The 22,074-nt window shown below is 66.8% G+C and carries 24 protein-coding genes, 1 tRNA gene and 1 pseudogene; 12 read left to right on the forward strand and 14 right to left on the reverse strand.

What is annotated here, in order from left to right:
- Window positions 1-48: 48 nt before the first annotated feature.
- Together HD595_RS12580 and HD595_RS12585 are read right to left on the reverse strand one after the other, a co-directional pair.
- Entirely contained in the window at window positions 49-732 is a 684-nt protein-coding gene (locus HD595_RS12580) for an LmeA family phospholipid-binding protein (protein ID WP_253768654.1), read from the reverse strand.
- 85 nt (window positions 733-817) lie between these two features.
- On the reverse strand, window positions 818-1,069 hold the full coding sequence (locus tag HD595_RS12585; RefSeq protein WP_253768656.1) for a MoaD/ThiS family protein: 252 nt from the start codon (window positions 1,067-1,069) through the stop codon (window positions 818-820).
- Window positions 1,070-1,244: 175 nt separating this feature from the next.
- Here HD595_RS12585 and HD595_RS12590 point away from each other — a divergent pair, with 175 nt between their 5' ends.
- Window positions 1,245-1,937 (forward strand): response regulator transcription factor, encoded by a 693-nt coding sequence (locus HD595_RS12590; protein WP_253768657.1) that lies wholly within the window; start codon window positions 1,245-1,247, stop codon window positions 1,935-1,937.
- Between the two features lie 49 nt (window positions 1,938-1,986).
- Here the strand turns inward: HD595_RS12590 and HD595_RS12595 are convergent, their stop codons facing one another.
- Window positions 1,987-3,768 (reverse strand): bifunctional metallophosphatase/5'-nucleotidase, encoded by a 1,782-nt coding sequence (locus HD595_RS12595; protein ID WP_253768658.1) that lies wholly within the window; start codon window positions 3,766-3,768, stop codon window positions 1,987-1,989.
- 108 nt (window positions 3,769-3,876) lie between these two features.
- On the opposite strand from HD595_RS12595, the gene mshD reads away from it, so the two are divergent.
- Window positions 3,877-4,788, forward strand: coding sequence for a mycothiol synthase (gene mshD, locus HD595_RS12600; protein ID WP_253768660.1), 912 nt, complete (start codon window positions 3,877-3,879; stop codon window positions 4,786-4,788).
- A gap of 4 nt (window positions 4,789-4,792) precedes the next feature.
- Here the strand turns inward: mshD and HD595_RS12605 are convergent, their stop codons facing one another.
- From HD595_RS12605 to dcd, 3 genes are all read right to left on the reverse strand, one after another.
- On the reverse strand, window positions 4,793-5,797 hold the full coding sequence (locus HD595_RS12605; RefSeq protein WP_253768661.1) for an inorganic phosphate transporter: 1,005 nt from the start codon (window positions 5,795-5,797) through the stop codon (window positions 4,793-4,795).
- Window positions 5,798-5,802: 5 nt separating this feature from the next.
- Window positions 5,803-6,420: a DUF47 domain-containing protein gene (locus HD595_RS12610; RefSeq protein ID WP_175595614.1), complete on the reverse strand. Its 618-nt coding sequence runs from the start codon at window positions 6,418-6,420 to the stop codon at window positions 5,803-5,805.
- A gap of 559 nt (window positions 6,421-6,979) precedes the next feature.
- Window positions 6,980-7,555, reverse strand: coding sequence for a dCTP deaminase (dcd, locus tag HD595_RS12615; protein WP_253781144.1), 576 nt, complete (start codon window positions 7,553-7,555; stop codon window positions 6,980-6,982).
- Between the two features lie 77 nt (window positions 7,556-7,632).
- Here dcd and HD595_RS12620 point away from each other — a divergent pair.
- Together HD595_RS12620 and HD595_RS12625 are read left to right on the forward strand one after the other, a co-directional pair.
- Window positions 7,633-7,706 (forward strand) — tRNA-Gly (locus tag HD595_RS12620).
- 1,643 nt (window positions 7,707-9,349) lie between these two features.
- Window positions 9,350-9,577 (forward strand): hypothetical protein, encoded by a 228-nt coding sequence (locus tag HD595_RS12625; RefSeq protein WP_253768662.1) that lies wholly within the window; start codon window positions 9,350-9,352, stop codon window positions 9,575-9,577.
- Window positions 9,578-10,091: 514 nt separating this feature from the next.
- On the opposite strand, the gene HD595_RS12630 is transcribed toward HD595_RS12625, so the two are convergent.
- Window positions 10,092-11,216: an alpha/beta fold hydrolase gene (locus HD595_RS12630; RefSeq protein ID WP_253768664.1), complete on the reverse strand. Its 1,125-nt coding sequence runs from the start codon at window positions 11,214-11,216 to the stop codon at window positions 10,092-10,094.
- 1,180 nt (window positions 11,217-12,396) lie between these two features.
- Between HD595_RS12630 and HD595_RS12635 the strand changes: the two genes are divergently transcribed.
- Together HD595_RS12635 and HD595_RS12640 are read left to right on the forward strand one after the other, a co-directional pair.
- Complete coding sequence (locus tag HD595_RS12635) at window positions 12,397-12,744, forward strand: DUF6247 family protein (RefSeq protein WP_253768665.1); 348 nt, start codon at window positions 12,397-12,399, stop codon at window positions 12,742-12,744.
- Entirely contained in the window at window positions 12,745-12,939 is a 195-nt protein-coding gene (locus tag HD595_RS12640; RefSeq protein ID WP_253768666.1) for a hypothetical protein, read from the forward strand.
- Window positions 12,940-13,112: 173 nt separating this feature from the next.
- On the opposite strand, the gene HD595_RS12645 is transcribed toward HD595_RS12640, so the two are convergent.
- The 3 genes from HD595_RS12645 to HD595_RS12655 form a co-directional block, all read right to left on the reverse strand.
- Entirely contained in the window at window positions 13,113-13,526 is a 414-nt protein-coding gene (locus HD595_RS12645) for a type II toxin-antitoxin system VapC family toxin (RefSeq protein WP_253768668.1), read from the reverse strand.
- Window positions 13,523-13,783, reverse strand: coding sequence for a CopG family transcriptional regulator (locus HD595_RS12650; protein WP_253768670.1), 261 nt, complete (start codon window positions 13,781-13,783; stop codon window positions 13,523-13,525). Before HD595_RS12650 ends, HD595_RS12645 begins: the two co-directional genes overlap by 4 nt.
- 848 nt (window positions 13,784-14,631) lie before the next feature.
- Window positions 14,632-14,898, reverse strand: a complete 267-nt coding sequence (locus HD595_RS12655; RefSeq protein WP_253768671.1) for a hypothetical protein — start codon at window positions 14,896-14,898, stop codon at window positions 14,632-14,634.
- Window positions 14,899-15,055: 157 nt separating this feature from the next.
- On the opposite strand from HD595_RS12655, the gene HD595_RS12660 reads away from it, so the two are divergent.
- A complete protein-coding gene (locus HD595_RS12660) occupies window positions 15,056-15,337 on the forward strand; it encodes a hypothetical protein (RefSeq protein WP_253768673.1) in 282 nt (93 codons plus the stop codon).
- Window positions 15,338-15,515: 178 nt separating this feature from the next.
- Window positions 15,516-15,851 (forward strand): hypothetical protein, encoded by a 336-nt coding sequence (locus tag HD595_RS12665; RefSeq protein WP_253768674.1) that lies wholly within the window; start codon window positions 15,516-15,518, stop codon window positions 15,849-15,851.
- 202 nt (window positions 15,852-16,053) lie between these two features.
- On the opposite strand, the gene HD595_RS12670 is transcribed toward HD595_RS12665, so the two are convergent.
- Entirely contained in the window at window positions 16,054-16,452 is a 399-nt protein-coding gene (locus tag HD595_RS12670; RefSeq protein WP_253768676.1) for a VOC family protein, read from the reverse strand.
- Window positions 16,453-16,561: 109 nt separating this feature from the next.
- Between HD595_RS12670 and HD595_RS12675 the strand changes: the two genes are divergently transcribed.
- Window positions 16,562-17,530 carry a helix-turn-helix transcriptional regulator gene (locus HD595_RS12675; protein ID WP_253768678.1) on the forward strand — a complete coding sequence of 323 codons (969 nt, stop codon included), beginning with the start codon at window positions 16,562-16,564 and terminating at the stop codon, window positions 17,528-17,530.
- A 5-nt stretch (window positions 17,531-17,535) separates the two neighbouring features.
- Here the strand turns inward: HD595_RS12675 and cpt are convergent.
- The 3 genes and pseudogenes from cpt to HD595_RS12690 form a co-directional block, all read right to left on the reverse strand.
- Window positions 17,536-18,089 (reverse strand): annotated as a pseudogene (gene cpt / locus HD595_RS12680) (chloramphenicol phosphotransferase CPT).
- A gap of 66 nt (window positions 18,090-18,155) precedes the next feature.
- Window positions 18,156-18,767, reverse strand: a complete 612-nt coding sequence (locus HD595_RS12685; protein WP_253768681.1) for a hypothetical protein — start codon at window positions 18,765-18,767, stop codon at window positions 18,156-18,158.
- Between the two features lie 13 nt (window positions 18,768-18,780).
- Window positions 18,781-19,410 (reverse strand): hypothetical protein, encoded by a 630-nt coding sequence (locus HD595_RS12690; RefSeq protein ID WP_253768682.1) that lies wholly within the window; start codon window positions 19,408-19,410, stop codon window positions 18,781-18,783.
- Between HD595_RS12690 and HD595_RS47210 the strand changes: the two genes are divergently transcribed.
- The 3 genes from HD595_RS47210 (at window position 19,409) to HD595_RS12705 (ending at window position 22,074) form a co-directional block, all read left to right on the forward strand.
- On the forward strand, window positions 19,409-19,918 hold the full coding sequence (locus HD595_RS47210) for an SCO4402 family protein (protein ID WP_420540754.1): 510 nt from the start codon (window positions 19,409-19,411) through the stop codon (window positions 19,916-19,918). The genes HD595_RS12690 and HD595_RS47210 overlap by 2 nt on opposite strands.
- Window positions 19,919-20,413: 495 nt before the next feature.
- Window positions 20,414-21,279, forward strand: a protein-coding gene (locus HD595_RS12700; protein ID WP_420540749.1) for an IS5 family transposase whose coding sequence is annotated in 2 segments (ribosomal slippage) — window positions 20,414-20,810 and window positions 20,810-21,279 — 867 coding nt in all. Because the reading frame shifts where the segments join, the coding sequence is not laid out codon by codon here.
- A 195-nt stretch (window positions 21,280-21,474) separates the two neighbouring features.
- Complete coding sequence (locus tag HD595_RS12705; RefSeq protein ID WP_253768686.1) at window positions 21,475-22,074, forward strand: PadR family transcriptional regulator; 600 nt, start codon at window positions 21,475-21,477, stop codon at window positions 22,072-22,074.

Here is a 22,074-nt window from a genome sequence, read left to right on the forward strand (position 1 = left end):
CCCTCATCACGTACGGCGGGGCCGGATGGTTCAGGTGAGCCCGGGGGTTCATCGGGATCCGAGCCGCTGTCCGCTGAGGGGGACGTTCTCCGCCTCGGCCGTGAACTCCAGCCCGTCGGCCACATTGCGCACCCCCGTCACCTTCACGTCGAACGGCAGGTCGCCCTTGAACGGGATCGTGTAGCTCACCAGCCCGGCGATCGCGTCGGGCACCCCCTCGATCTTCTGCGCCCGCAGCCGGATGCCGCCGTCGGCCACCTCGATCTTCATCTCGGCGTCGACCTTCACCTTGTTCACCCCGACGGCCACCTCGCCGGACGCGACGAGCCGCGACCCGTTGCCGCTGATCTTGATGCCCTTCGGCGCGTACTTGTCGATCGTCGCGCGCGTCAGCGTGCCGCGCACCGTCAGCCGCCCGGCCCGGACGTCGGCCCGGTTCTGGAGCACGTCGGCGAGGGGCGCCGTCACGTCGTACGCGGTGCCCTGGAGGTTCTTCACCGGCACTCCCCCGTACGTGAGCGTGCCGAGGTCGAAGCGCACCTCCGGGTAGCGGCCCGCGACGGCCTGGGTGAGGAACGGGAAGCCCTCGATCGACACCTCCGGCTGCCGGTCGAGGTCGGCGGAGGCCGCGATCCGGGTGGACAGGTCCCGCTCCACGCCCGCGACCGCGACCCGGTCGACGACGGCGAGAAGGACTCCCAGGACGATCAGGAAAACGAGCAGTTTGCGCATCGGGCTCCCTGTCTCAGGCCATGGATCATGAGCTTATCGACAGAAATGCCCCTTCCCCGCAGGGTCGCCCGTTCACCGAAAGACGTCAGCCGCCCGCGAAAGGCGGCAGCACCTCGACCGTCGCCCCGTCGGCGAGCACGACGGTGTCATGGGCCCGCCTGCCGACCGGTGAGCCGTCGACGAGGAACGACGAACGGCTCACCACCCGCGCCAACTCGGCGCGGTCGCGTGTGATGTTCGTCATGAGTTCGCCAAGGGTCGCCGCCTCGAACGGCTCCTCGGCGACCCCGGCGGCAGCGCGCGCCGCGGCCCAATACCGCACTTTTCCAGTAGCCATGGCAACCTCATCATCGCAAAATCGTCGCCGTGCGACTTCCTTAACATTGTCGTCGCAGGTAAAACGCTGTTCATCTGTCGGACGCCCCCTGGACGCGACTTTCGCGTGGGTTATCCTCCCCTACAGGACCTGGGCGATGTAGCCCCCGGGTCCTTGTGCGTTTGAGGAGGCCGAAATGAGCAATCTGCTCCTGCTGACCAACGCCCTCGAGCCGTCCTCCGAGGTGCTGCCGGCGCTGGGGCTGCTGCTCCACTCGGTCCGTGTCTCCCCCGCCGAGGCCTCCGCCCTCATCGACGCGCCACCGGTCGACACCGTGCTGGTCGACGCGCGCAAGGAGCTGGCCCACGCCAAGAGCCTCTGCCGGCTGATCCGCACCACCGGCGTCGACTGCCCGCTCATCGTCATCGTCACCGAGGGCGGCCTCGCCGCGATGACCGCCGAGTGGGGCGTGGACGACGTGCTGCTCGACAGCGCCGGCCCGGCCGAGGTCGAGGCGCGGCTGCGCATGGCGACCGGCCGCATCTCGCAGGCCGGCGGCGAGGATGTTCCCGACGAGATCCGCAGCGGCGACCTGGCCATCGACGAGGCCACCTACACGGCCCGGCTGCGCGGGCGGGTGCTCGACCTCACCTTCAAGGAGTTCGAGCTGCTCAAGTACCTCGCCCAGCATCCCGGCCGGGTCTTCACGCGGGCGCAGCTCCTGCAGGAGGTGTGGGGGTACGACTACTTCGGCGGCACCCGCACGGTCGATGTGCACGTGCGGCGGCTGCGGGCCAAGCTCGGCACGGAGTACGAGTCGCTGATCGGCACGGTACGCAACGTCGGCTACCGCTTCGTCCCGGACCGCGCCGAAACGGCCGACGTCTGACGAGAGGCCCGCCCCCTCGGGGAGCGGGCCTCGCCGGTTCGTCAGGAGGTCAGCTCGTCACCGTGATGCGATCGGTGGCGGGCGGGGCGATCGGGCCGTTCTTGCCCAGGTGGTCGACGAACGCGTCGATGTCCAGCGGGCCGCTCCAGAGGTCCGTGCCGTCCTTGAAGGCGAGGAACGCGTCCCCGCCGCCGACCAGGAAGTTGTTGGCCGCGACGCGGATCTGCTGGGTGTCCGTGACCGGGGTGCCGTCGATGCGGATGTCCGACACCTTCGAGCCCCACGCGGCCGAGGTGCTGTAGGTGTAGGTCAGGTTCGCCGAGGGCTGCAGGATCTTGGTGAACGGCTGGTTGTTGGGCCCGCCGGTGAACTGCTGCTCCAGCACCGTCTTGAGCTGCGCGCCCGTCAGCGTGACCACCTGCATGAGGTTGTTGAACGGCTGCACGGCGAACGCCTCGCCGTAGGTGACGACGCCGTCGCCCTCACCCGCCGGCGAGCCGGCGTAGGTCAGGGGCATGCGGACGCCGCCCGGGTTCATCAGGGCGATCTGCGCGTTCCCGCCGGTCTTGGTGGCGGCGAGCTGCGCGTCGGCGATGAGGTCGCCCAGCGGCGTCTCCCCGCTCGGCCCGCCCGTGTTCTTGATGTCGGCCGTGATGCGGCCCACGGGCCTGTTGGCGACCGGCGCGACCCGGTCCTTCCAGGTCTGCACGAAGTCCGCGACATCCCGGTCCGGTTCGACCGTGCGCGTCACGACGTGGTTGTCCGCCACGACCGAGGAGCGCACGACGTCCCGCGTGCGGACGTCCACCTTCAGGTCCACCTGCGTGATGACGCGGCCGAACGAGCCGCCCTGCGAGTAGAGGCGGTCGTTGCCGGCCGGGTCCTTGACCTTGCACAGGTACGCCTGGTGGGAGTGGCCGCTCAGCACCACGTCGATCTCGGGGTCCACCTGGGTGGCGATGCGGTTGCCCGCGCCCGGGACGGCGCTGCACGCGTCCGGCGACTGCCCCGGCGTGACCTGGTCGCCCTCGTGGACGAGCACGACCTGGGCCTTCACGCCGAGGAGCTTGAGCACCTTGGAGGCCACGTTCGCGGCCTTGACCTCGTCCACGAACTTGAGGTCCTTGATGCCCTCCGCCGTGACGATGCCGGGGGTGGTCTGCGTGACCAGGCCGATGAAGCCGACCGGCACGCCGTTCATCCACTTGACGCTGACCGGCGGCAGCGCGGGCACGCCCCAGTCGGACAGCAGCTTCGTGACCTCGGGCCGGCTGCCCAGCGCCGCGAGCGCGTCGGACTTCTCGCCCGGGTTCTTGAACAGCACGTTCGCGCCCACGTAGTCGTAGGAGGCGCCCTTCCACTCGCCTGCGGGCGAGCAGCCGTCGACCGGGTGGCAGCCGCCCTTCATGATCCGGCGCAGCTCGGCGTAGCCCTCGTCGAACTCGTGGTTGCCGACCGCGGCGACCTTCAGCCCGAGCTTGCCGAGGAACTCGACGGACGGCTCGTCGTGGTAGGCCGCGGAGATCAGCGGGGTGGCGCCGATGAGGTCGCCCTGGGCCACGGCGATGGTGTTCGCGTCGGTGTGGGCCTTCATGTGGGTGGCGATGTAGGCGGCTCCGCCCGCGTCCACGGTGGCGCCGTTCTCGTCGACCATGCGGCCGGACGAGCCCGTGGGGGGTTCGAGGTTGCCGTGGAAGTCGTTGAGGGCCAGCAGACGGACGGGGACCGTCCGGGGGGCCTGCTGCGCGTCCGCCGGGGCCACGGCCAGCAGGGCCGTGGTCGTGGCGACGGCTCCGGCCACGGCGAGCCGGAGGAGGGAACGAGACGTCATGGCCCAAGACGTTACGGCGCGCAGCTTTGCAGCCAATGTCGCAAAGGTAACGATTCACCAGTCGACGCCATGGCGTGTTTTGCCAGTCGTACGCCTAGAGTTCGACCTGTGACGGCACGCGTGGAAGTAAGGCAACGGCTGGATGACCAGGAAATCACCGACGTGCTCGCGCTCGTCGAGGCGGCGACGGAGGCCGACGGCGTCCGGCCGCTGAACGAGCACGTCATGCTCCACCTGCGCTACGGGGGCGACCCGCGCGCCCGCTCGCTGCTGCTGCACGCCGGCGACGCGCTGGCCGGGTACGCGCACGTGGACCCCACCGACGAGGTCGAGGGGCCGAGCGGGGAGCTCGTCATCCAACCCGCGTACCGGCGCCAGGGGCACGGGCGGCGGCTGCTGCGGGCCGTGCTCGACGAGGCCGGCGGGCGGCTGCGGCTGTGGGCGCACGGCGACAACGAGGCGGCCGGGGCGCTGGCCGCCTCCCTGGGGCTCCAGCGGGTGCGGTCGCTGTGGCAGCTGCGCCGGTCGCTGTTCGCGCCGCTGGCGCCGTACACGCTGCCCGACGGCGTGCGGCTGCGGACCTTCGAGCCCGGCCGGGACGAGGAGGAGTGGCTCAAGGTCAACGCCGCCGCCTTCGCCCACCACCCCGAGCAGGGCGCGTGGAGCCTGGACGACCTGCGCAGGCGGGAGGGTGAGCCGTGGTTCGACCCGGCGGGGTTCTTCCTGGCCGTACGCGACGAGCGGCTCGTGGGGTTCCACTGGACGAAGATCCACGGATCGTCGGAGCACGGGCACGAGCCGCTCGGCGAGGTGTACGTCGTGGGCGTCGACCCCTCCCAGCAGGGCACGGGCCTGGGCAAGGCGCTGACGCTGGCCGGGCTGAGCCACCTGCGCTCGCGCGGGCTCGCGCAGGCGATGCTCTACGTGGACGGGACGAACACGGCGGCGATCCGGCTGTACGAGTCGCTCGGCTTCGCCCGGTGGGACGCCGACGTCATGTACGCCACCACCGTGTCGTGAGGGCTTACTCGACCATCCAGTGGAGGGCGAAGTAGGTCAGGGCGGCCACCAGCGCCGCCGCCGGGATCGTGAGGATCCAGCCGGTCACGATGTTGCCCGCCACGCCCCAGCGCACGGCCGAGAGCCGCTTGGTGGAGCCGACGCCCATGATCGCGCTGGTGATGGTGTGGGTGGTGGAGATGGGGGCGCCGAAGCCGATGGCCGCGGTGTACAGGACCGTGGCCGCCGCCGACTCGGCCGCGAAGCCCTGCGGCGGGTCTAGGGCGATGATGCGCCGGCCGAGCGTGCGCATGATGCGCCAGCCTCCGGCGTACGTGCCGAGCGAGATGGCGCCCGCGGCGGAGATGATGACCCACTGCGGGATGGGGTCCTGCGGGCTCGCGTAGCCGCCGACGACGAGGGCCAGGAAGATGACACCCATCGTCTTCTGCGCGTCCTGCAGGCCGTGGCCGAGGGCCATGGCGGCGGCCGAGACCGTCTGGGCGTACCGGAAGCCGCGGTTGGTCTTGCCCGGCTGAGCGCGGCGGAAGATCCAGTAGATGGCGATCATGATCGCGGCGGCGATCGTGAAGCCGAGCACCGGCGAGAGGATCATGGGGATGACGACCTTCTCCACCACGCCGTCCCAGTGCACGAGGCTGGCCGAGGCCAGCGCCGAGCCCACGAGACCGCCGATCAGGGCGTGGCTGGAGGAGGAGGGGAGTCCGAAGTACCAGGTGATGAGGTTCCAGGCGATGGCGCCGACCAGGGCGGCGGCCACGATGACCAGGCCGTGTGTGCCCTGTGGGGCGTCGATGATGCCCTTGCCGACGGTCTGCGCCACCTGGGTGCCGAGGTGGGCGCCGATGAAGTTCATCGCCGCGGCCATGAACAGCGCGGCCCTGGGGGTCAGGGCGCGTGTGGAGACCGAGGTCGCGATGGCGTTCGCCGCGTCGTGGAAGCCATTGGTGTAGTCGAAGGCCAGCGCCACGACGACCACGCCGATGACGAGGGCGAGCGTGAGGTTCACGGGGCTTAGCTTTCCTTGACCGCGATCGACTCGACGGTGTTGGCCACGTGCTCGAAGGCGTCGGCCGCCTCCTCGAGGGCGTCGATGACCTCCTTCATCTTCATGACCGTCAACGCGTCGTACTCGCCGCTGAACAGCTTGGCCAGCAGCCGGCGGTAGACCTGGTCGCCCTGGTTCTCCAGGCGGTTGACCTCGATCCAGTACTCGTTGAGGTTCTTCATCGAGCGCAGCCGCGGCATCGCCTCGGCGGTCAGCTCGGCCGCCCGCTCCAGCACCTCGACCTGGCGCACGACGTCCTTGGGCAGGTGGTCGAGCTGGTAGAGCACGATGAGGTCGGAGGCCGCCTCCATGGCGTCCATCACGTCGTCGAGGTTCGAGGCGAGACGGTAGATGTCCTCGCGGTCGAACGGCGTGATGAAGCTCTCATTGAGCCGGTTCATGATCGCATGGGTGCGGTCGTCGCCCGCGTGCTCGCAGGCGCGCATCTTCTCGGCCAGGGCTTCCCTGTCCGACCCGTCGCTGATGATCTCCACCAGCAGGCGGGAAGCAGTGACCAGGTTGTTCGCCGAGTCGGCGAACAGGTCGTAGTAGCTGTCCTCACGTGGCGTGAGACGCAGGCGCACGTCGTTCTCCAGATGTGCGGGGATGGTCCGTGGAAGAGGGTACGGCTTACCAGGCGAAATGCGAACTTCATGTCCCCTTCTCCTAGTCGCTACCCTCCGTATGTTCTGCGACACCGGGGCACCTGTCGGGCCGGGGGCACACTCGCTGGGGACTTGTTCTGCCTTACGGTCACCATCTTCGTGAGTTTCCTTCCAGACCGCCAGCCTGGTCAGGTGTCGTAACTGGAGCTTCACCTTCCCCGGAAAGGGGGAGGATCACCGGCCGGGCCGTCGCGCCCGGACGTCCGGGCGCGTCGTCCCGGCAGCGTCGCCCGAGCGACACCTCAAACGCCTCGCCGGAGCGACCTGTCAACCCCCCGCCCCGGCACCTCACCGGAACGACAGCTCAACACCGGCGCCCCGGCACCTCACCCGACCGCCTCCGCCAACTCCGCCAACTCCGCCAACTCCGCCAACTCCGCCAACTCCTCCAACCTCCTCCACCCGAACGTCCGGAGCGAGAGACGGGGGAGCCAGATCGCCGAGAAGGGGCCATCGAGCGGCGGCCGGACAGGTGAGGTCAGATCACGGTGCGGTGGAAGTCACGGAAGGACCGGGACGGCGTCGGCCCCCGCTGCCCCTGGTACCGCGACCCGTACTTCTGGGACCCGTACGGATGCTCCGCCGGCGAGCTGAGCCGGAACACGCACAGCTGCCCGATCTTCATCCCCGGCCACAGCTTGATGGGCAGGGTCGCCACGTTCGACAGTTCCAGCGTCACGTGCCCGCTGAAGCCGGGGTCGATGAAGCCGGCCGTCGAATGCGTCAACAGCCCCAGCCGCCCCAGCGAACTCTTCCCCTCCAACCTGGACGCCAGGTTGTCGGGAAGCGAGATCACCTCGTACGTCGAAGCCAGCACGAACTCGCCGGGGTGGAGGATGAACGGTTCATCCCCCTCCGGCTCGACCATGCGCGTCAGATCGGGTTGCTCGACGGACGGGTCGATGTGCGGGTACTTGTGGTTCTCGAAGACCCGGAAGTACCGATCGAGCCGCACGTCGATACTGGAGGGCTGGAGCATTTCCCGATCGAACGGATCGAGCGCCAGCCGTCCCGAGTCGATCTCGCTCAGGATGTCACGGTCAGAGAGCAGCACGTGGAGCAACCTACCGTGTGCGGGCTTGCTGAAGTGGGCTGGGTTTCCGCTACAGTGGGAGCGCGGCTCCGGCCGATGCGGGTGTAGTTCAATGGCAGAACATCAGCTTCCCAAGCTGACAGCGCGGGTTCGATTCCCGTCACCCGCTCCACCTCACGCTTTTTGAGCTCAACGGCATGGCCTTCTCCTATAGGGGCGCTACGCGCCACGGGGAATCAGCCTGCGTCCAAGTGGGGGCGCGGCCCCCACACCCCAGCCCCACTGCATCGCCTTCCCGGTGGGGGCGCTTCGCGCCAAAAGGCTCAGACAGCGTCTGATTGGGGCTCCGCCCCAAACCCCAATCGAGGGACTCCCGCCCCTCGAGCTCCCCGGCCCGTTGCCCGCCCCGACACTTACAAGGCCGTGGCCTGTGGCGTCGCAGCCGCTCTCGGCACGTACGGGAAGGCAAGTTCCATGGCTGCGCGAACGGAGGATGAAAAGGTGAACCCGAGCCTCCAGCTCTGTCCTGGCGGTGCTTCTGTGGATCCCGGCCCTTCTGGGCGGCTGTCGGCGCCGGTGCGGCTGCCTGCCGATCTGGACGAGGCGTCCCGGGCCTAGCCAACCGAGCTGACCCTGCGTGAGGCGCAGGCCGCAGGCTCGGCTTGTCCCGGGTCGATGGCGGGCGGGATGATCAGGCTTCCACCTCAGCAAGTTCGCCGCAGCGCATGCGGTCTGGCAGGCGCTCGGGCATGAACCCGAACACCGGCCATGGATCAGAGAGGATGGCGTGGCGGTCTTTCCTGAATGACCGCCTCCTGCGGAAGCGCTCCACCTCCGCGATGACCGCGCCAAGGATGCTCCTGGTATCACCGGCCTGTCAGTGGCTGAGGCAGGGCAGGGTGCTGGCCGCGCGGGTGAGACCCGGACCCCCTGATCGTCGTGCAATTCGCATGCAACAAGCCGGGGAGACGAAGGGCCAACCACGGTCACTTATGGCCCACCGCAGGCCCAGGTCAGCAGCCCCACGAGGCATGATCCATGCGATTCCCAAGCTGACAGCGCGGGTTCGATTCCCGTCACCCGCTCTCAGAGCGAAGGCCCAGGTCAGGGATGATGCCCCAGCCGGCTTCGACCTTTTCCAGGGCTCTTTTCAATCTCCCGCGCAGCCGACCTGCAATCAGCTCACCGAAGTGAGCACACCCGCCGAGCCGCGACCTCCCTCATTGCCAGTCTTGTTGATGTGGCGGTCGATCGCATCCATGATCGCTTTGTCGGCCCCTCTTCACGGCGTGCTGACTGGTCACGCCGCAAGCACGTTGTCGTGTTCCATCCGGGGCCCTCAGGTCCTTGAGCGTCGTGCCCGACTCGGCCCCGTGCATGTTGCCGGCGTGACGCAAATCATGGAAGTGCAGGCCAGGCATGCCCATGTCCCTGACCACGTCCACCCAGCGCGTATGCGTGTTGAGTCCACCGCGCCCGCAACGGTCCGCCCTTCGCACCGGGGAAGAGCAGCGCCCCGGCTCGTTGTCGAGGTAGGCCTCAGGTGCTCTGGAGGCGCGGGATGATCGCTTGCGGGATGCCGACCACGCGCCCGTCTCCTCCACGGTCAACCGACCGCCCTGACCTGCCTCGGATTTCCCAGCTCAGGACGGCATAGCCGGTACCCACCCCCAGCGCGGGATTCGGTTTCCGTCACTCGCTCCGAACTTGAAGGCCCAAGTCAGGAGTCGAATCCTCGCCTGCGCCTTGATCATTTCGGCGGGCTTGTCGATCCTACGTCGCGAGCGTTCGCAGAATCGGCACATACTGGAGGGGATGAAGCCAGCAAGCGGCGAGTCCCGCCGTCACCTGTCCACAAGTCCCTTCAAACCCCCGCCACCCGCCCCGCCTGTCGAGCGGTTCAGCGTGAGCGACCAGGTGACCCACGACCAGTATGGCCTTGGTGTCGTCATCGGTGTAGAAGACGAGGTCGCCGTGCTCATCGATTTCGGATCACGGCAGGAACGAATCACGACACCATTCAACAAGCTGTACAAACTCTGAGATCACTGCACCGCGGAGAAGCGGACAGCGTGACGCTTCCCAAGCGGACGATCACGAGGGACACCGTCGCCGGCTGACGGCCCTGGTCACGGCTGCACCCCGGCTACAGGGCCCGCGGGGGGAGCCGGTCGGCCTCAGCGTCGGGGCGCTGCGCGCGCTGACGTTCGCCATCGACCCGGTTGGGTCTGAACAGCCAGGTCCCGACGAGCAGCCGCGCGAAGGGCTCTGAACAGGACTGGAGATGGTTACTTACTGAGGCAGGCCCAGCCTTCGTGTGCGTGAAGGACGTCCCCCTTCTCCCCATCGCCCGCCTGACCCCCATCAGAAACCCATCCCCCAGTCGTCGATCGCCTTCAGCGGCATCTGGGTTCCGTGACCACAGCGCCGAGCCACGCCCAAACGGATTTCCTTACAAGCAGGCGAAGCACTGTGGGGTTACCTCGACCCCCTGGGAACCGCAACGCGGTCCCACCGGGATGTTTCGCATGGGCGCGGACGTACTCGAGCAATTTGATCATGGTGTGATCCGGAACACTGGAGTGCTGACCGTTTGAACAGGCCGGGCATAGGCGGCGGAGTCTGACCGTACTGCCGACCCATGCCGCAACGAGCTACCGTCGGCGGACTCCTGTCCGCTTCGGCCTGACGCCATCGGTGGTGCCCCCAGAAAAGCGACAAGTTCGGGGTTGACGAGAGCAGGCGCGTCCTCGTGGAGGACATGCCCCAGGCCGGGGAACATGCGGAGCGTGGATGCCGGAATTCTCCGACGCAGCCGGTTGGCCTGCTCTGGGGAGACGAACGTGTCCCTGTCACCCCAGAGGATCAGCGTGGGAGCGCGGATATCGCCCAGTTTCCGATCGACAAGCGACAGATCGAGCGTGCGGACCTGCTTCCACATCGCCTTGCGGTTGGATCGCCGACTCAGCGGCGCCCAGTACTCATCGACGGCTCGGGAGGTCAACCGTTCGCCTCGCGCGTAGGCGCCCGACAGACCGGAGGCGAAGGTGGATCGGCCCATCAGCTTGGTCATCGCCTCACCGATCACCGGCGCGCGCATCAGTTCGAGGTTGAAGTTGACCTGCGCGTTCAGCCCCAGGGGCGCCATCAGGACGAGCTTGTCCACGCGTTCAGGACGGGTTTCAGCGAGATACAGCGCCACGGAACCGTTGAGTGAATGGGCGAGGATGGACGCCCGCGGCACGCCGACCGCGTCCATGAACGAGGAGAGGGCATCGGCCATCGCCTGCACGTCGTAGCTGAAGTCCTCGTCGTGGACACTCGTGTATCCGTATCCGGGTGGGTCGACCGCGTACACGGTGTGATGGTTGGCAAGGGCCGGGATGGTGTCGCGATAGGTGTAGCTCCACAGCGTGCCGCCGGGAAGCAGCACGACGGGCGAGCCGTTCCCGGTCTTGGTGTAGTGGAATCGGGCCACGGGCGTGTCGACGAAGTGCGAATCCACCGACCAGGATGAGTGGAAATCCCGTTCCTCGGGGGGCTGCCACACGTAAGCCACTGTCAGGATGGCCGCGACCACACAGGCCAGAAGCGCGGCGACCCCCTTCAGCACGCGGCGCCGCCCTCGCCTCCGCCGGGTCGCCTCCGGCTGTCTCCCGGCATTCTCGTCTTCAGTGAGCATGGTCCGCCCTCTTTCTCTGTGCCGTTCGGAGAGAGGACGGGCACACCGGACGTCATGTGACACTCGGCCTGTATGTCGTCAATCACACGCTCGGCGAGGAGGCCACAAGACGATGAGTCCGAGCGGCTGGATGATGCGGTGATTACCCGAGGCGGCGGCGCTGCTGCTCCGAGGATCCATCGCCGCCGCTCGCAGCGACAACGGGACAACGGGACAACGGGACAACGGGACAACATCGCCAAACTTCGGCCACGACGGCAACCGCAGGTGGACTGCGGCACGACAAGGCCCCGCACATTCTGTGCGCAGCCGACGAGCCCGCCCCAGAGGAGGTGCCGTCCAACTTGTCCGCGACATCCTGGCAACGGCACAGATCAGTGTGCGTCGCCGCGAAGCCCGCGAGTACGCCGAATCCCTGGGAGTCATCGCGTGACCCGACCCGGCAAGGTCCTCTACATCATCGTGTGCGCAGGCGGACCGGCCGCAGGCGTCGGCCACCTCGTCACCATGGCCCAGAACGACGGATGGACCGTCCAGATCGTCGCGACTCCCGCCGCCGCGCTCGACTTCATCGACGTGCCGAAGCTGGTAGAGCAGACCGGCCGCCCCGTCCGCAGCCAGTACCACAAACCCCACGAGCCGAAGTCGCCCGGGCCGACGCCATCATCGTCGCGCCGCCGAGCTACAACACGATCAACAAGGAGGAATGCGTGCGTCTGCACGAGGTCCTCGGGTCGCGCCCGTTAGAGGAGTGATCAAGGGGGAACCACGGGGACTCGGCCCGCGCCCCCGCAGGTCAGGGTTTTGCCAGGTCAGAGACAAAGATCAGGAGAGACTTCCCAAGCTGACAGCGCGGGTTCGATTCCCGTCACCCGCTCCACCTCACGCTTTTTGAGCTCAATGGCATGGCCTTCTCCTATGGGTGCGCTACGCGCCACGGGGAATCAGACTGCGTCCAAGTGGGGGCGCGGCCCCCACACCCCAGCCCCACTGCATCGCCTTCCCGATGGGGGCGCTTCGCGCCAAAGGGCTCAGACAGCGTCTGATTGGGGCTCCGCCCCAAACCCCAATCGAGGGGCTCCGCCCCTCGAGCTCCCCGGCCCGTTGCCCGTTGCCCACCTCCTTCGGCAGAGCCTTACAGAGATGAGGCGAAAGTTCAGCCCGTGACCAGCAGGACGAGATGATCAGCCAGGGCATGGCCGCACGACCGCAGGACTTCGTCTCCGTCGGCGCGCCTCTGCCTGAGAAGAACCTGCGGGCGATCCGTGCCGCGCTGGTCGTCCCGGAAGATCGCAAGGCTTTCGACGCCGGGCTCAAGGCTGTGCTTGACGAGGTCCGGGTGAGCCGGGACCTCGGAGCGCTGAACGCCTTCGTGCACCGCTGGTGGATCTCCGCGTGTGACACCGCGAAGGATCCGGAGGGGCGCCGTCCGATGCACGTCCGCGCTCAGCAGGCTTTGGCCGGCGAACCCGTTCCTCAGGGGAGGCCATGGCGGGAGATCCTTACCGCTCGTGGGATCGATGTCTAGATGTTCAAGCTCATCATCGATCCCGTGGCCGAGGAACAGAGCGCTGCGCTACCCGATCATGCACTGTATCCGCTCGCGGATCTGTTCGCGCTGTTGGAGACCGCTCCTTGGAGTGGAGACGCGTACAACTCCAAGAATCCCGAGCGAACATGCTTACGCATCCGTTCGGCGAACGTGGCCTCATCACATATGTAGCCCTAGAGCGACAGAGCGCTATCTACCTTCGATTCGATACCCGCGCTCGCCGTGAAAGCTCAGGCAGATCGATGAATTAGACGCCTGGGCTTTATGCTGCCAAGGTTGTTGATCTCTACGTGCCATCAGGCCTAATAATCACCTGCCAGCAACCGGCAGGCCAGGAGCATGTCTCAGACCTTGATGACAGTGACCCGTGGGCCGCACAGGCCGGCGAGGTCATCGGGGTCGGAGGTGAGAACCGTGACGGGGCTGGGGGCGGCAAGGGCAGTGGCGCTGAGCATGGCATCGATGGCGTACTTGTGCCCGTGCAGGCTGGCGTCGGACAAGAGCGTGGCAGCGTGGCGGGCGATCGGTTCGGTGACCGGCTCGATGACGAGGCGGGACAGCGTCCACTCCAGGGCCGGCCGGTTGACGCGGGGGTGGACCACCTCGACGAGGGTGGCGGCGGAGGTGATGACGCGAAGGTCGTCGGCACGGGCGAGAGCGAGCCATGAGGTGACCGTACGGTCGCGCAGGACGGCCTTGGCCAGTCCCTCGCTGTCAAGGACGAGCGTGCCACCGGGAGCAGCGGGAGAACGGCTCACGCGGCGCCCCCACCACCGGTCTGTCCCTGCCGGGCCCGATGGAGTCGGTCGCGCAGTGCCTGGACTTCGTCGTCGGTGATGGGGCCATGCTCGGCCTCGGCGACCTGGATGAGTTCGTTGAGATTGTCGCGCTCGATCTGGCGGGCGACGGCTGCGGCCACGTAGGCGGACAAACCGGAAGGGCCGCTCCGGGAGCGGGCGGCCTCGGCGATGTCACGCGGCATGGTGATCGAATATTTGCCAGTAGGCTCGCTCATACTCTCTATCCTACCTCGAATCCTCCTGCGGCAGCGGGTCATCGTTTGGCTTCGTAGAAGGGCGTTTGGTTGCGGAGCGAGCGGCAGGAGATCGACCACCCCCGACGGAGCATGGTCCACGTGATGCCGTCGACATGGGATCCAGAAAGGGCCGACGCAGAAGTCTCCTCATTCCGTCTCATCAACCAAGCGAGAGCGCCGGGTACCTATCGCGCATGGAAGCAACGTTCCGGCACTGGCGGGGGCCTCGGCCTCCGGGATGATCGTCGTCGGCGTCCGAGGTGCGTAGGTGGCTGGGGTGGAAGCCTGATCATCCCGCCCACCATCGACCCGGGACAAGCCGAGCAGACCCTTGGCCCGATTCCCTGCGACTGGACGACGGCATGGGACGATCGGGCGAGGAAATGCAAGGCTTTCCCGACTGCTGACCGAAATGCCATGCTCTCCTCGTGACTACGACGAGGAAGAAGTGAACCGTGCTCCATACAACGCCACCGACGGAGCCCGAGAAGATCGGCACCGTCCGCACCTGGGGAAGCGTGCTCCTTGCTGTCGGTCTGGTGCTCTGCGTCGGTGCACTCTTCTGGGCGAACGGAAAGCCGTCTTGGCAAGTTCTCGGCGTGTTCGCGCTCGTGATAGTGGTCGGCTTGGGCTTGCGCATCGAAGGGGCCATACGGCAACGCTGACGCCCAGCATGATGAGCCCATTCCCGTTGCGGTTCCATAATGTCTCGACCGGATCAGAACGGACCAGGCATGGTCTCTGACCTGCATTGAACTACGCCGAAACCCTCCGCTGATAAATCCAGGGAACGCTCCGGTAAGTCTCTGACCCGGCTACGGAGTTTCTCAGACGGACTTCACCCAGGAACGAGCGGCACGTACCGGCATCCCCAACTCGCCCCGCACGAGCTGGACTGCTTGCTCCTCCTGCCCGCGAACCTTGAGTTGGCGCACACGTCCGGTGAGTTCTTCTGCTCTGATCCGGTCGATGTACCGGAGCACCTGACGCTGTCGGAAGACCCGGACCATGCCCACCGCCCAGATGACGCCGCCGCAGACGAAGAGCGCCGGAATGGCCACTCCGAGAATTTCGAGGAGCGAGAGATCGGACACCAGGTGATCATAGGCCCAGTCCGCCCCACCATGAGAGCCCGAGCTGGTCATGTGGTTCAGTGGCAAGCCATTGAGTTCGATCTCTTATCCTCCGCAGCGCGGAGACCCCCTCGGAGGTGGCTTTGTTCTCCTTGGCCAGCCGAAGGTTCATCCGGCCATGAATCAGTCGGTAAGACGTCTGTTATGGGGCCTGGCCGGTGCGGCCACGGCTCTGATCACCTACATCGCCGTGGCCTTCGTTCTCTTTTTGTTGACGTTCAGCCTCTACGCACTGCCGATCCTCCTGATATACACGCCGCTCGCCTTCCTGGCGATCGGCGTGCTAGGAGTCATCCGATCGATAAGGCTGACACGGCCCCAGTCGTCGACGCCTCTTTCATTCTGGTCCGGTTGGGCGCTCTGCCCAGCCGGATACCTCGTCCTCTTGCTGACAAGCTGACGAACTGATTCGCCCGGTCACCTGAGCTGCCGGAGCCACTGCGAGTCCGGTTGAGGGCCGTGCTGGCGCGTGCCGTGTTCGGACCGCGCCTACGGAGAGGTCCTCTTCGGGTGTCACAGTTCGACACCCATGGCTCTCGCCGGGCTCTTGCTGCTACCGAAGTTGATGGCAGCATGGCATGATCCATTCGCTCGAACCGGGTGCAAAGGGAGGCTTTTGCATGAGTGCCAAAGCGTTGGCGTTCGCTGCTTTTCTGCTGATCGGCTCAGGCATTCTCACCGGTCTCCTCCCCGTCACCTCGGGCGGAGAGGCATGCGGATCGGCGTTCGTCGAGGGCAAGACCGGCGAGTCCCCTTCCGCATATGGCTCCTTTCTGGAACAGAACAGGGCGGCAGGATGTGACGACGTCCGCAATCTCGTGCGGATTCCAGCAATAGTCCTCATGGCGGCCGGGGGCGCCACTCTCTGCGCTGCAGGCGCGACACGTTGGCGCATCAGCCTGACAAGAAGCTAGGAGGCTTCGGCGGGGGCGCTCCACACAGCCGAAGAATCGCCCCATGCTTCCAGCGCTGGCCGCTCTGGGAATTCACGACCAGTGGACAAGCGGCCGATACTCCCGATCGCCTCCGACGACTTGCGCGCGATGACGACGCGGCGGGAGAGGGCGCCATCGTCCGGCTCGGCCCGCATGATTCAAGCCGCGGCTGCGCGTGGCGTCAGCGGGCGAACTTCTCGACAGCCGCGGGGGTGACGGGGGTGAAGAAGTTGACGAGGTTGCCGTCGGGGTCCCGGAGCAGCAGTGACCGGTTGCCCCAGGGCATCGTGGTGGGCTCGTTGACGAAGTCGGTCACGAAGCCGGCCAGGTTCTGGTGGACGCTGTCCACGTCGTCGACGAGGAACTCGATGATCACGCTGCGGTTGTCGGCCGGGCGGGCGGCGCCCGGGGCGAACAGCGGGACGGTGCGAGTGCCGGCGATCGCGAGGGTGGCCGTCGGGGTCCTGAGTTCGGCGAAGTCCTCGGTGGCCCGCATCGCGCGCACCCCGGTGGCTCGCTCATAGAACTCGACGAGGCGCGCGACGTCGCCGGTGATGATCCGGATCGAGACGAAGTTCATGGGAGTCTCCTTGGCTGTCTGGTCGTGTCTTCGCAGGCTAGGGGAAATAGTGGACAGAATCGGTCCACTATTTACGTAGGCTGTGCACATGGTTCGACCCACTGGGCGCGTGCTGACGCTCCTGGAGCTGCTGCAGTCGGGCGGCACCCGGACGGTGGCCGAACTCGCCGACCGGCTCGGCGTCCAAGGCCGCACCGTGCGGCGGTACGTGGATCAGTTGATCGACCTTGACGTTCCGGTGGAATCGGTGCGGGGCCGCTACGGCGGGTACCGGCTCGCCCCCGGATACCGCCTGCCTCCACTGATGCTCAGCGACGACGAGGCGCTGGCCGTGCTGCTCGGCCTGGTCGCCGGCCGCCGGGCAGGGTTGATGACGACGCAGCACACGGCAAGTGAGACGGCGGCGGCGAAGATCCGGCGGGTGCTGCCCAAGCACCTCGCCCGTCGGCTCGACACGCTCCTGGAGGCGCTCGCCTTCACCGATCAGCCCGGTGAGTTCGACACTCCGGACGCCGGAATCCTGCTCACCATCGCCGATGCGGTACGCCACCGCCGACCGGTCTCGATCCGCTACACCGATCGCGAGGGACTGCGCAGCGAACGCACTCTGCACGCGTACGGGATCGTCGCCCATTCGGGCCGGTGGTACGTCACGGGCCAGGACCCCCGGATCGGCGAGGACCGGACCTTCCGGCTCGATCGCATCGCAGACGCGCGGACCCTGCCCGGCTCATTCGAAGCGCCCGTGGGTCCCGGTCCGGCGCAGCGCGTGCTGTCAGGGTTCGCCACGGCGGAGTACCGGCATGAGGTGACGTTGCGGATCCACGGGACAGTCGCGCAGATCCGCGCCCAGCTTCCCGCCGGCGTCGCGAGCCTGGAGGAGCACGAGCTCACGTCAGGCGAGGACCGAGCGACCGAGCGCTGGATGCGCGTCGAGCTGCGAGTGGAGCGGCTCGACTGGTTGCCTCCGGCGCTCGCCGCACTCAACCGGCCGTTCGTCATCGAGCGCCCTGATGAGCTGCGCGATCTCGTCAGCGCGCTCGCCGATCGCCTCGCCTCCTACGCCCGCCAAGCCTGACAGCGTCATGTTCGCCGGGCCTCCCCTACATGACCCGCGATCGTCTTCGCGCACACGCGGGACTCGGTGTGCGTGGTGTCCACTTCCAGGTCATAGACGACGCCTTCGGAACCATCTCCGCCTGAGCCACGGCCATTCCCGGAATCCGGTCTCCCCTGGCCCTTTCACGCTCGGCGGCGATCACGCCGTCACATCTGACGCCAACCCAAAGGACGTCGAGTCCGCCGAGTACGCCCTGCCACTGCCGCTGACCGGCCGCTCCACCGAGAAGGACGTCATCGATGATCACTCGGGCTCCGGCGCGGGCCATCGCGGCGATTCCTTCCATCCATGCCGACTGCAGCGCCAGGAACTCCGGGCCGACCGTCACTCCGCCGTCGGAAGCGAGCTCAATCCCCGTAGGCGACGTCTTCATGGATTCGGGCATCACCTCGATGAGCGAGTCGACTCCTCCGATGGCAAGCCAGGGTTGTGGCAGGACAGCCTGCAGATGGCGGACGATCGAGGACTTGCCCGCGCTGGATCCGCCATTGAGCACGATTACTTGATGAGTGGTCACCGCCTACACGGTAGAGGGCCTCTCATCGGTTCAGGCGTCGTTCAGGGTCATGAGGCGCGGGCGCGGTCAAGGCAGTTCACCGACTCGCGCGACGATATGCGTTCCATCGCCGGTGCACCGCCACACGGCCATCCCACGTTCGAATCCGGCGTGCAGGCCACGATTGTGCGTGGCGCAGACAGGCCAGACTTTCCAGATCAGCTCCATGATCGTTTCTTGGGTGGCGTCGGCGATTTCCATGAGCGCCTCTTGAGGGTTGCTGCCCCACATGGGGTCGATGCCGTTTCCGTGATAACCACCCCGGAACTCCACCCAGGCGCACCCCCCGTTCCCCCAGTCATGCTCGATCAAGCGAAGCGCACCGGTGATCCCGCGGGTGCGGACGTCGCGCTCCACGACCTCCAGCGCGTTCTCCAGCGTCGCCCACAGGCGGGGTTCGACAGCGAAGCTCGGCTTGTAGCCGGCGTCGCGGAGAAGGCTCTCGCCCAAGCGGGTCAGGTCGGCCGTGGTCAGCTGGGCGAGTGGACGTTCGAGGAGTTCCTGCGTCGCCGGCGTGCTTATGCCCTCCTCCTCCAGCAAGCAGCCGAGTTCGAGGAGGAGTTCGGCGTCGAGGCCGCCGTCGCGCAATGCCGTGTAGACACGGGCCGTCAACTCGTCTTCAGTTTCTTCGACGTACATGCCGTGGTGCCGCCTATCCCTCGAACCAGGCGACCAAGCGGACCGCATCGTTGCCGTGAACGTGCGCGAGCGTACGCATGACCGTCCATACCCCCTGCCAGTGACTGTCGGACGGTACGGCATGGCGGCGCGTGAGACGTTCAACGCGGAAGACGGCGTCCCCGTCCCTCCACTCGGTGCCCTCGTCCCACAGAACAGCGACCTGACCAGGATCGACGGCCAAGGTGTTCACGCCGCTGGCCCGAGCGAATCTGCGGCTCCATACCGAGCGGTGGACGAGCTCCAGGCGCTGATCGGAAAGCTGCCGGTACTGGGCCACATTGGTCGGGTGGAGGGCTGGTTCGTCCCAGTCGATCGCGGCGACTTCATTCCAGGTCAACCACGTGACACCGAAGGCGGCGTCTCCCCATTCCGCCAGCCCCGCCCTGGTGGTCTCCGACGCGTCTTGTGGGAGTCCGCGGTCGGCGGCGATCGGCTGCCAGTCGCCGGAGCTGCGGACCCCGAAAAGGCAGTCGAAGGCGGCGTATTCTCTGCCCGCCGACAACATCTCCAGCGAGATGGCAGCGCACCAAGCGGTCTCGCCGAAATCGAGCCCGCGAGTCCACGCGCGACACTCGATGAATCCGTGGATGTCGGTCCCCATGCCGGGATTTTCTTGTCCGCGTAAGGGCGCTGTCCAACCTTTTACGATCACGAGTAACTGGGACAGCAGCGGTCCGAGCACTGCCCGCAGTTCGTCATCGACCTATCGAGGGAGACAGAAAGGACGTCCAGTGACACCTCAGGTCCAGTGGCCACAGCGACGTGAGGACGTTCTGGAGGCACTACGCGCCTTGGGGGATCACGAGTACCAAACCCATCAGTGGCGATCAGGACAGGGATGGCCGGATCTCACCGCTGCCGTGCACTGGCTGGTCGACGACACCTTCATGGACGAAACGGGGGCACGCGCGATGATCCCCTACCTGTTCTGCGACGAGGAAGAAGCCGACCTCGTACAGATCGTGGTCGACGCCCTCGTGCATGTACTCGATGACTTGGGCCCCACCGCTCCGGACAGCGCCTATCTCGACCATCCTGGGTGGATCGACGTCCTCGACTCGGCTTGCGCCGCCTACCTGGCCTTGGCCCCCGGCAAGCGCAGCTCGTGACGGAACTCCGAGCGATCGCCCTTGTGCCTGCAAAAGTGTCTTCGTGACCGACGATCCTTCCGAACTCATCAACCACTGGCTCGGCGTGTGGGAGGTCAACAGCTTCTACGCCCGTAAGCCTGAGCAGGGCGAAGGACAGCGAATGTGGGCGGAGACGGCCATAGGAGAGCCGAGGCCGCAGGCCTGGACACGTTCAGAGCCGATGTGCACCGCTTCTCCTTGCGCGCAGGTCTGATCAGCGATCTCGGCCCCATGGGCTCGTCGCTCTGGAACGCTGACGCGCTCGCCGCGGACATCCTGGCGGCTCTCCCTCTGCGACTGGAGCAGGCCGCAGAGTGGGCCGCCGACTGGCGGCAGCGGCCTCGGACAGAGATTCTGTCCCTCCGCCGGTGCAGGAACCTGCTAGGGCGTGTTTTGTGGATCAGGAGGTGGGTTCAACCTCCTGATTCGCCGATTCGGGCAGCGCGATGAGCTCGGGTGTGGCTCGATGGGTACATGGTCCGTCGCCATGAGTTAACCGATGCCGCGTGGGAACGTATCGCGCCGCTACTGCCGGCCCACCCAGGACGAGGTGGCCGGTGGCGGGATCACCGTCAAGTGCTCAACGGCATCGTGTGGAAGATCCGCACCGGTGCCGACTGGCGGGACATCCCCGAACGGTATGGCCCTTGGCAGACGATCTATCAGCGGTTCCGTCGCTGGTCAGCGGATGGGACGTGGCAGCGGCTGCTGGAGCATGTCCAGGCTCACGAGGATGCGGCAGGAGCGGTGGACTGGTCGGCCGTCTGCGTCGACTCGACCATTGTCCGGGCCCACCAGCACGCCGCGGGCGCCCGTAAAGGGGGAACCCGGCAAGGACGAACCATCACGTTGGGGATCAAGGCGGACAGGCGCTCGGGCGCTCGCGCGGCGGACTGACCACCAAACTCCACCTGGCCACCGACGGACGCGGCCTGCCGCTGGCGTTCGTTCTCACCGGCGGCAACATCAACGACTGCACCGAGTTCACCCGTGTGATGGCAGCCGTTCGCGTCCCTCGGCTCGGCCTTGGCCGTCCCCGCACCCGGCCTCAGCACGTCATCGCTGACAAGGGCTACAGCTCCCGGGCCATCCGTACCTATCTGCGCCGGCGGGGTATCAGCGCGACCATCCCTGAACGCGTCGACCAGCTGGCTGGGCGAGCTCATCGAGGGCACCGGCGCTGCGCGTTCGACCCTGCCCGTTACAAACGTCGCAACGTCGTCGAACGCTGTTTCAACCGGCTCAAGCAGTTCAGAGGCATCGCCACCCGCTACGACAAGCTCGCCGTTCACTACCAGGCAGCTGTCACCATCGCCTGCCTGCTGCTATGGCTTGCATGAGATCCACAAAACAGGCCCTAGGGCCGGCCCAGTACATCCAGGGGTATTTGTCACCCACGCCAACGGCGAGAGAGCTTGGCCCTTGGCTCACGCTTCGGAAACAGCTCCCTTAGCCGGTCAAGACGGCAGGCTCGACCCTGATCCGTACGGGCGCCAGATTTGAATAGTAGCCAGGCAACTAGTACCCTGGCGACTATGAGCGTCACCCAGCGCCGTTCGACCCTGGCCCTGGCGGTGCTGTCCCTCCTGCGGGAGGCGGAGTACCGGGGCATGCCCGCCATGCACCCCTACAAGATGCAGCGCCTGATCAAGGACCGCGGCAAGGGTGAGGTGGTGAACGTCGGGCAGCGTGCCAGCCTCTACCGCACCATCGAGCGCCTGCAGAGGAGCGGGCTGGTCGAGGCGCGCGAGAGCAGCCGGGAGCACAACCGGCCGGAGAGGACCCTGTACGCGCTCACCGACGAGGGGCGCGCGATCTGGCGGGAATGGATGCTCGACGCGCTGGCCAATCCGACGCGGGAATTCCCGGAGTTCCCGGCGGCGGTGGCGTTCATTCCCCTGCTGACGCCCGACGAGGTGCGGAAGCAGTTGGAGAAACGCGAGGACAAGCTCTCCGCCGAGCTGAGCCGAATCCAGACGGTCCTGGAGGAAGGCGCGGAGTGGGGGCGGCTCTTCGTTCTGGAAATGGAGTATCTGCGCGCCACTACCGCGGCCGAACTGGAGTGGGTGCGGTCCGTCGCCGACGATCTGCGGTCCGCCGAGATCACCTGGGACGAGGAGTCACTGCTGCCCTAG

It is taken from the genome of Nonomuraea roseoviolacea subsp. carminata (genome assembly GCF_024172185.1).
Lineage (GTDB): Bacteria > Actinomycetota > Actinomycetes > Streptosporangiales > Streptosporangiaceae > Nonomuraea > Nonomuraea roseoviolacea.

Coding starts and splice junctions, on each gene's coding strand:
- HD595_RS12685 (WP_253768681.1), bottom strand. CDS start 18,767: ATGTACGTCGAAGAAACTGAAGACGAGTTGACGGCCCGTGTCTACACG.
- HD595_RS12690 (WP_253768682.1), bottom strand. CDS start 19,410: ATGGGGACCGACATCCACGGATTCATCGAGTGTCGCGCGTGGACTCGC.
- HD595_RS12670 (WP_253768676.1), bottom strand. CDS start 16,452: ATGAACTTCGTCTCGATCCGGATCATCACCGGCGACGTCGCGCGCCTC.
- HD595_RS12595 (WP_253768658.1), bottom strand. CDS start 3,768: ATGACGTCTCGTTCCCTCCTCCGGCTCGCCGTGGCCGGAGCCGTCGCC.
- HD595_RS12665 (WP_253768674.1), top strand. CDS start 15,516: ATGATCCATTCGCTCGAACCGGGTGCAAAGGGAGGCTTTTGCATGAGT.
- HD595_RS12650 (WP_253768670.1), bottom strand. CDS start 13,783: ATGAGCGAGCCTACTGGCAAATATTCGATCACCATGCCGCGTGACATC.
- HD595_RS12585 (WP_253768656.1), bottom strand. CDS start 1,069: ATGGCTACTGGAAAAGTGCGGTATTGGGCCGCGGCGCGCGCTGCCGCC.
- HD595_RS12590 (WP_253768657.1), top strand. CDS start 1,245: ATGAGCAATCTGCTCCTGCTGACCAACGCCCTCGAGCCGTCCTCCGAG.
- HD595_RS47210 (WP_420540754.1), top strand. CDS start 19,409: ATGCCGGGATTTTCTTGTCCGCGTAAGGGCGCTGTCCAACCTTTTACG.
- HD595_RS12580 (WP_253768654.1), bottom strand. CDS start 732: ATGCGCAAACTGCTCGTTTTCCTGATCGTCCTGGGAGTCCTTCTCGCC.
- HD595_RS12625 (WP_253768662.1), top strand. CDS start 9,350: ATGAAGCCAGCAAGCGGCGAGTCCCGCCGTCACCTGTCCACAAGTCCC.
- HD595_RS12640 (WP_253768666.1), top strand. CDS start 12,745: ATGTTCAAGCTCATCATCGATCCCGTGGCCGAGGAACAGAGCGCTGCG.
- HD595_RS12705 (WP_253768686.1), top strand. CDS start 21,475: ATGAGCGTCACCCAGCGCCGTTCGACCCTGGCCCTGGCGGTGCTGTCC.
- HD595_RS12630 (WP_253768664.1), bottom strand. CDS start 11,216: ATGCTCACTGAAGACGAGAATGCCGGGAGACAGCCGGAGGCGACCCGG.
- HD595_RS12660 (WP_253768673.1), top strand. CDS start 15,056: ATGAATCAGTCGGTAAGACGTCTGTTATGGGGCCTGGCCGGTGCGGCC.
- HD595_RS12635 (WP_253768665.1), top strand. CDS start 12,397: ATGATCAGCCAGGGCATGGCCGCACGACCGCAGGACTTCGTCTCCGTC.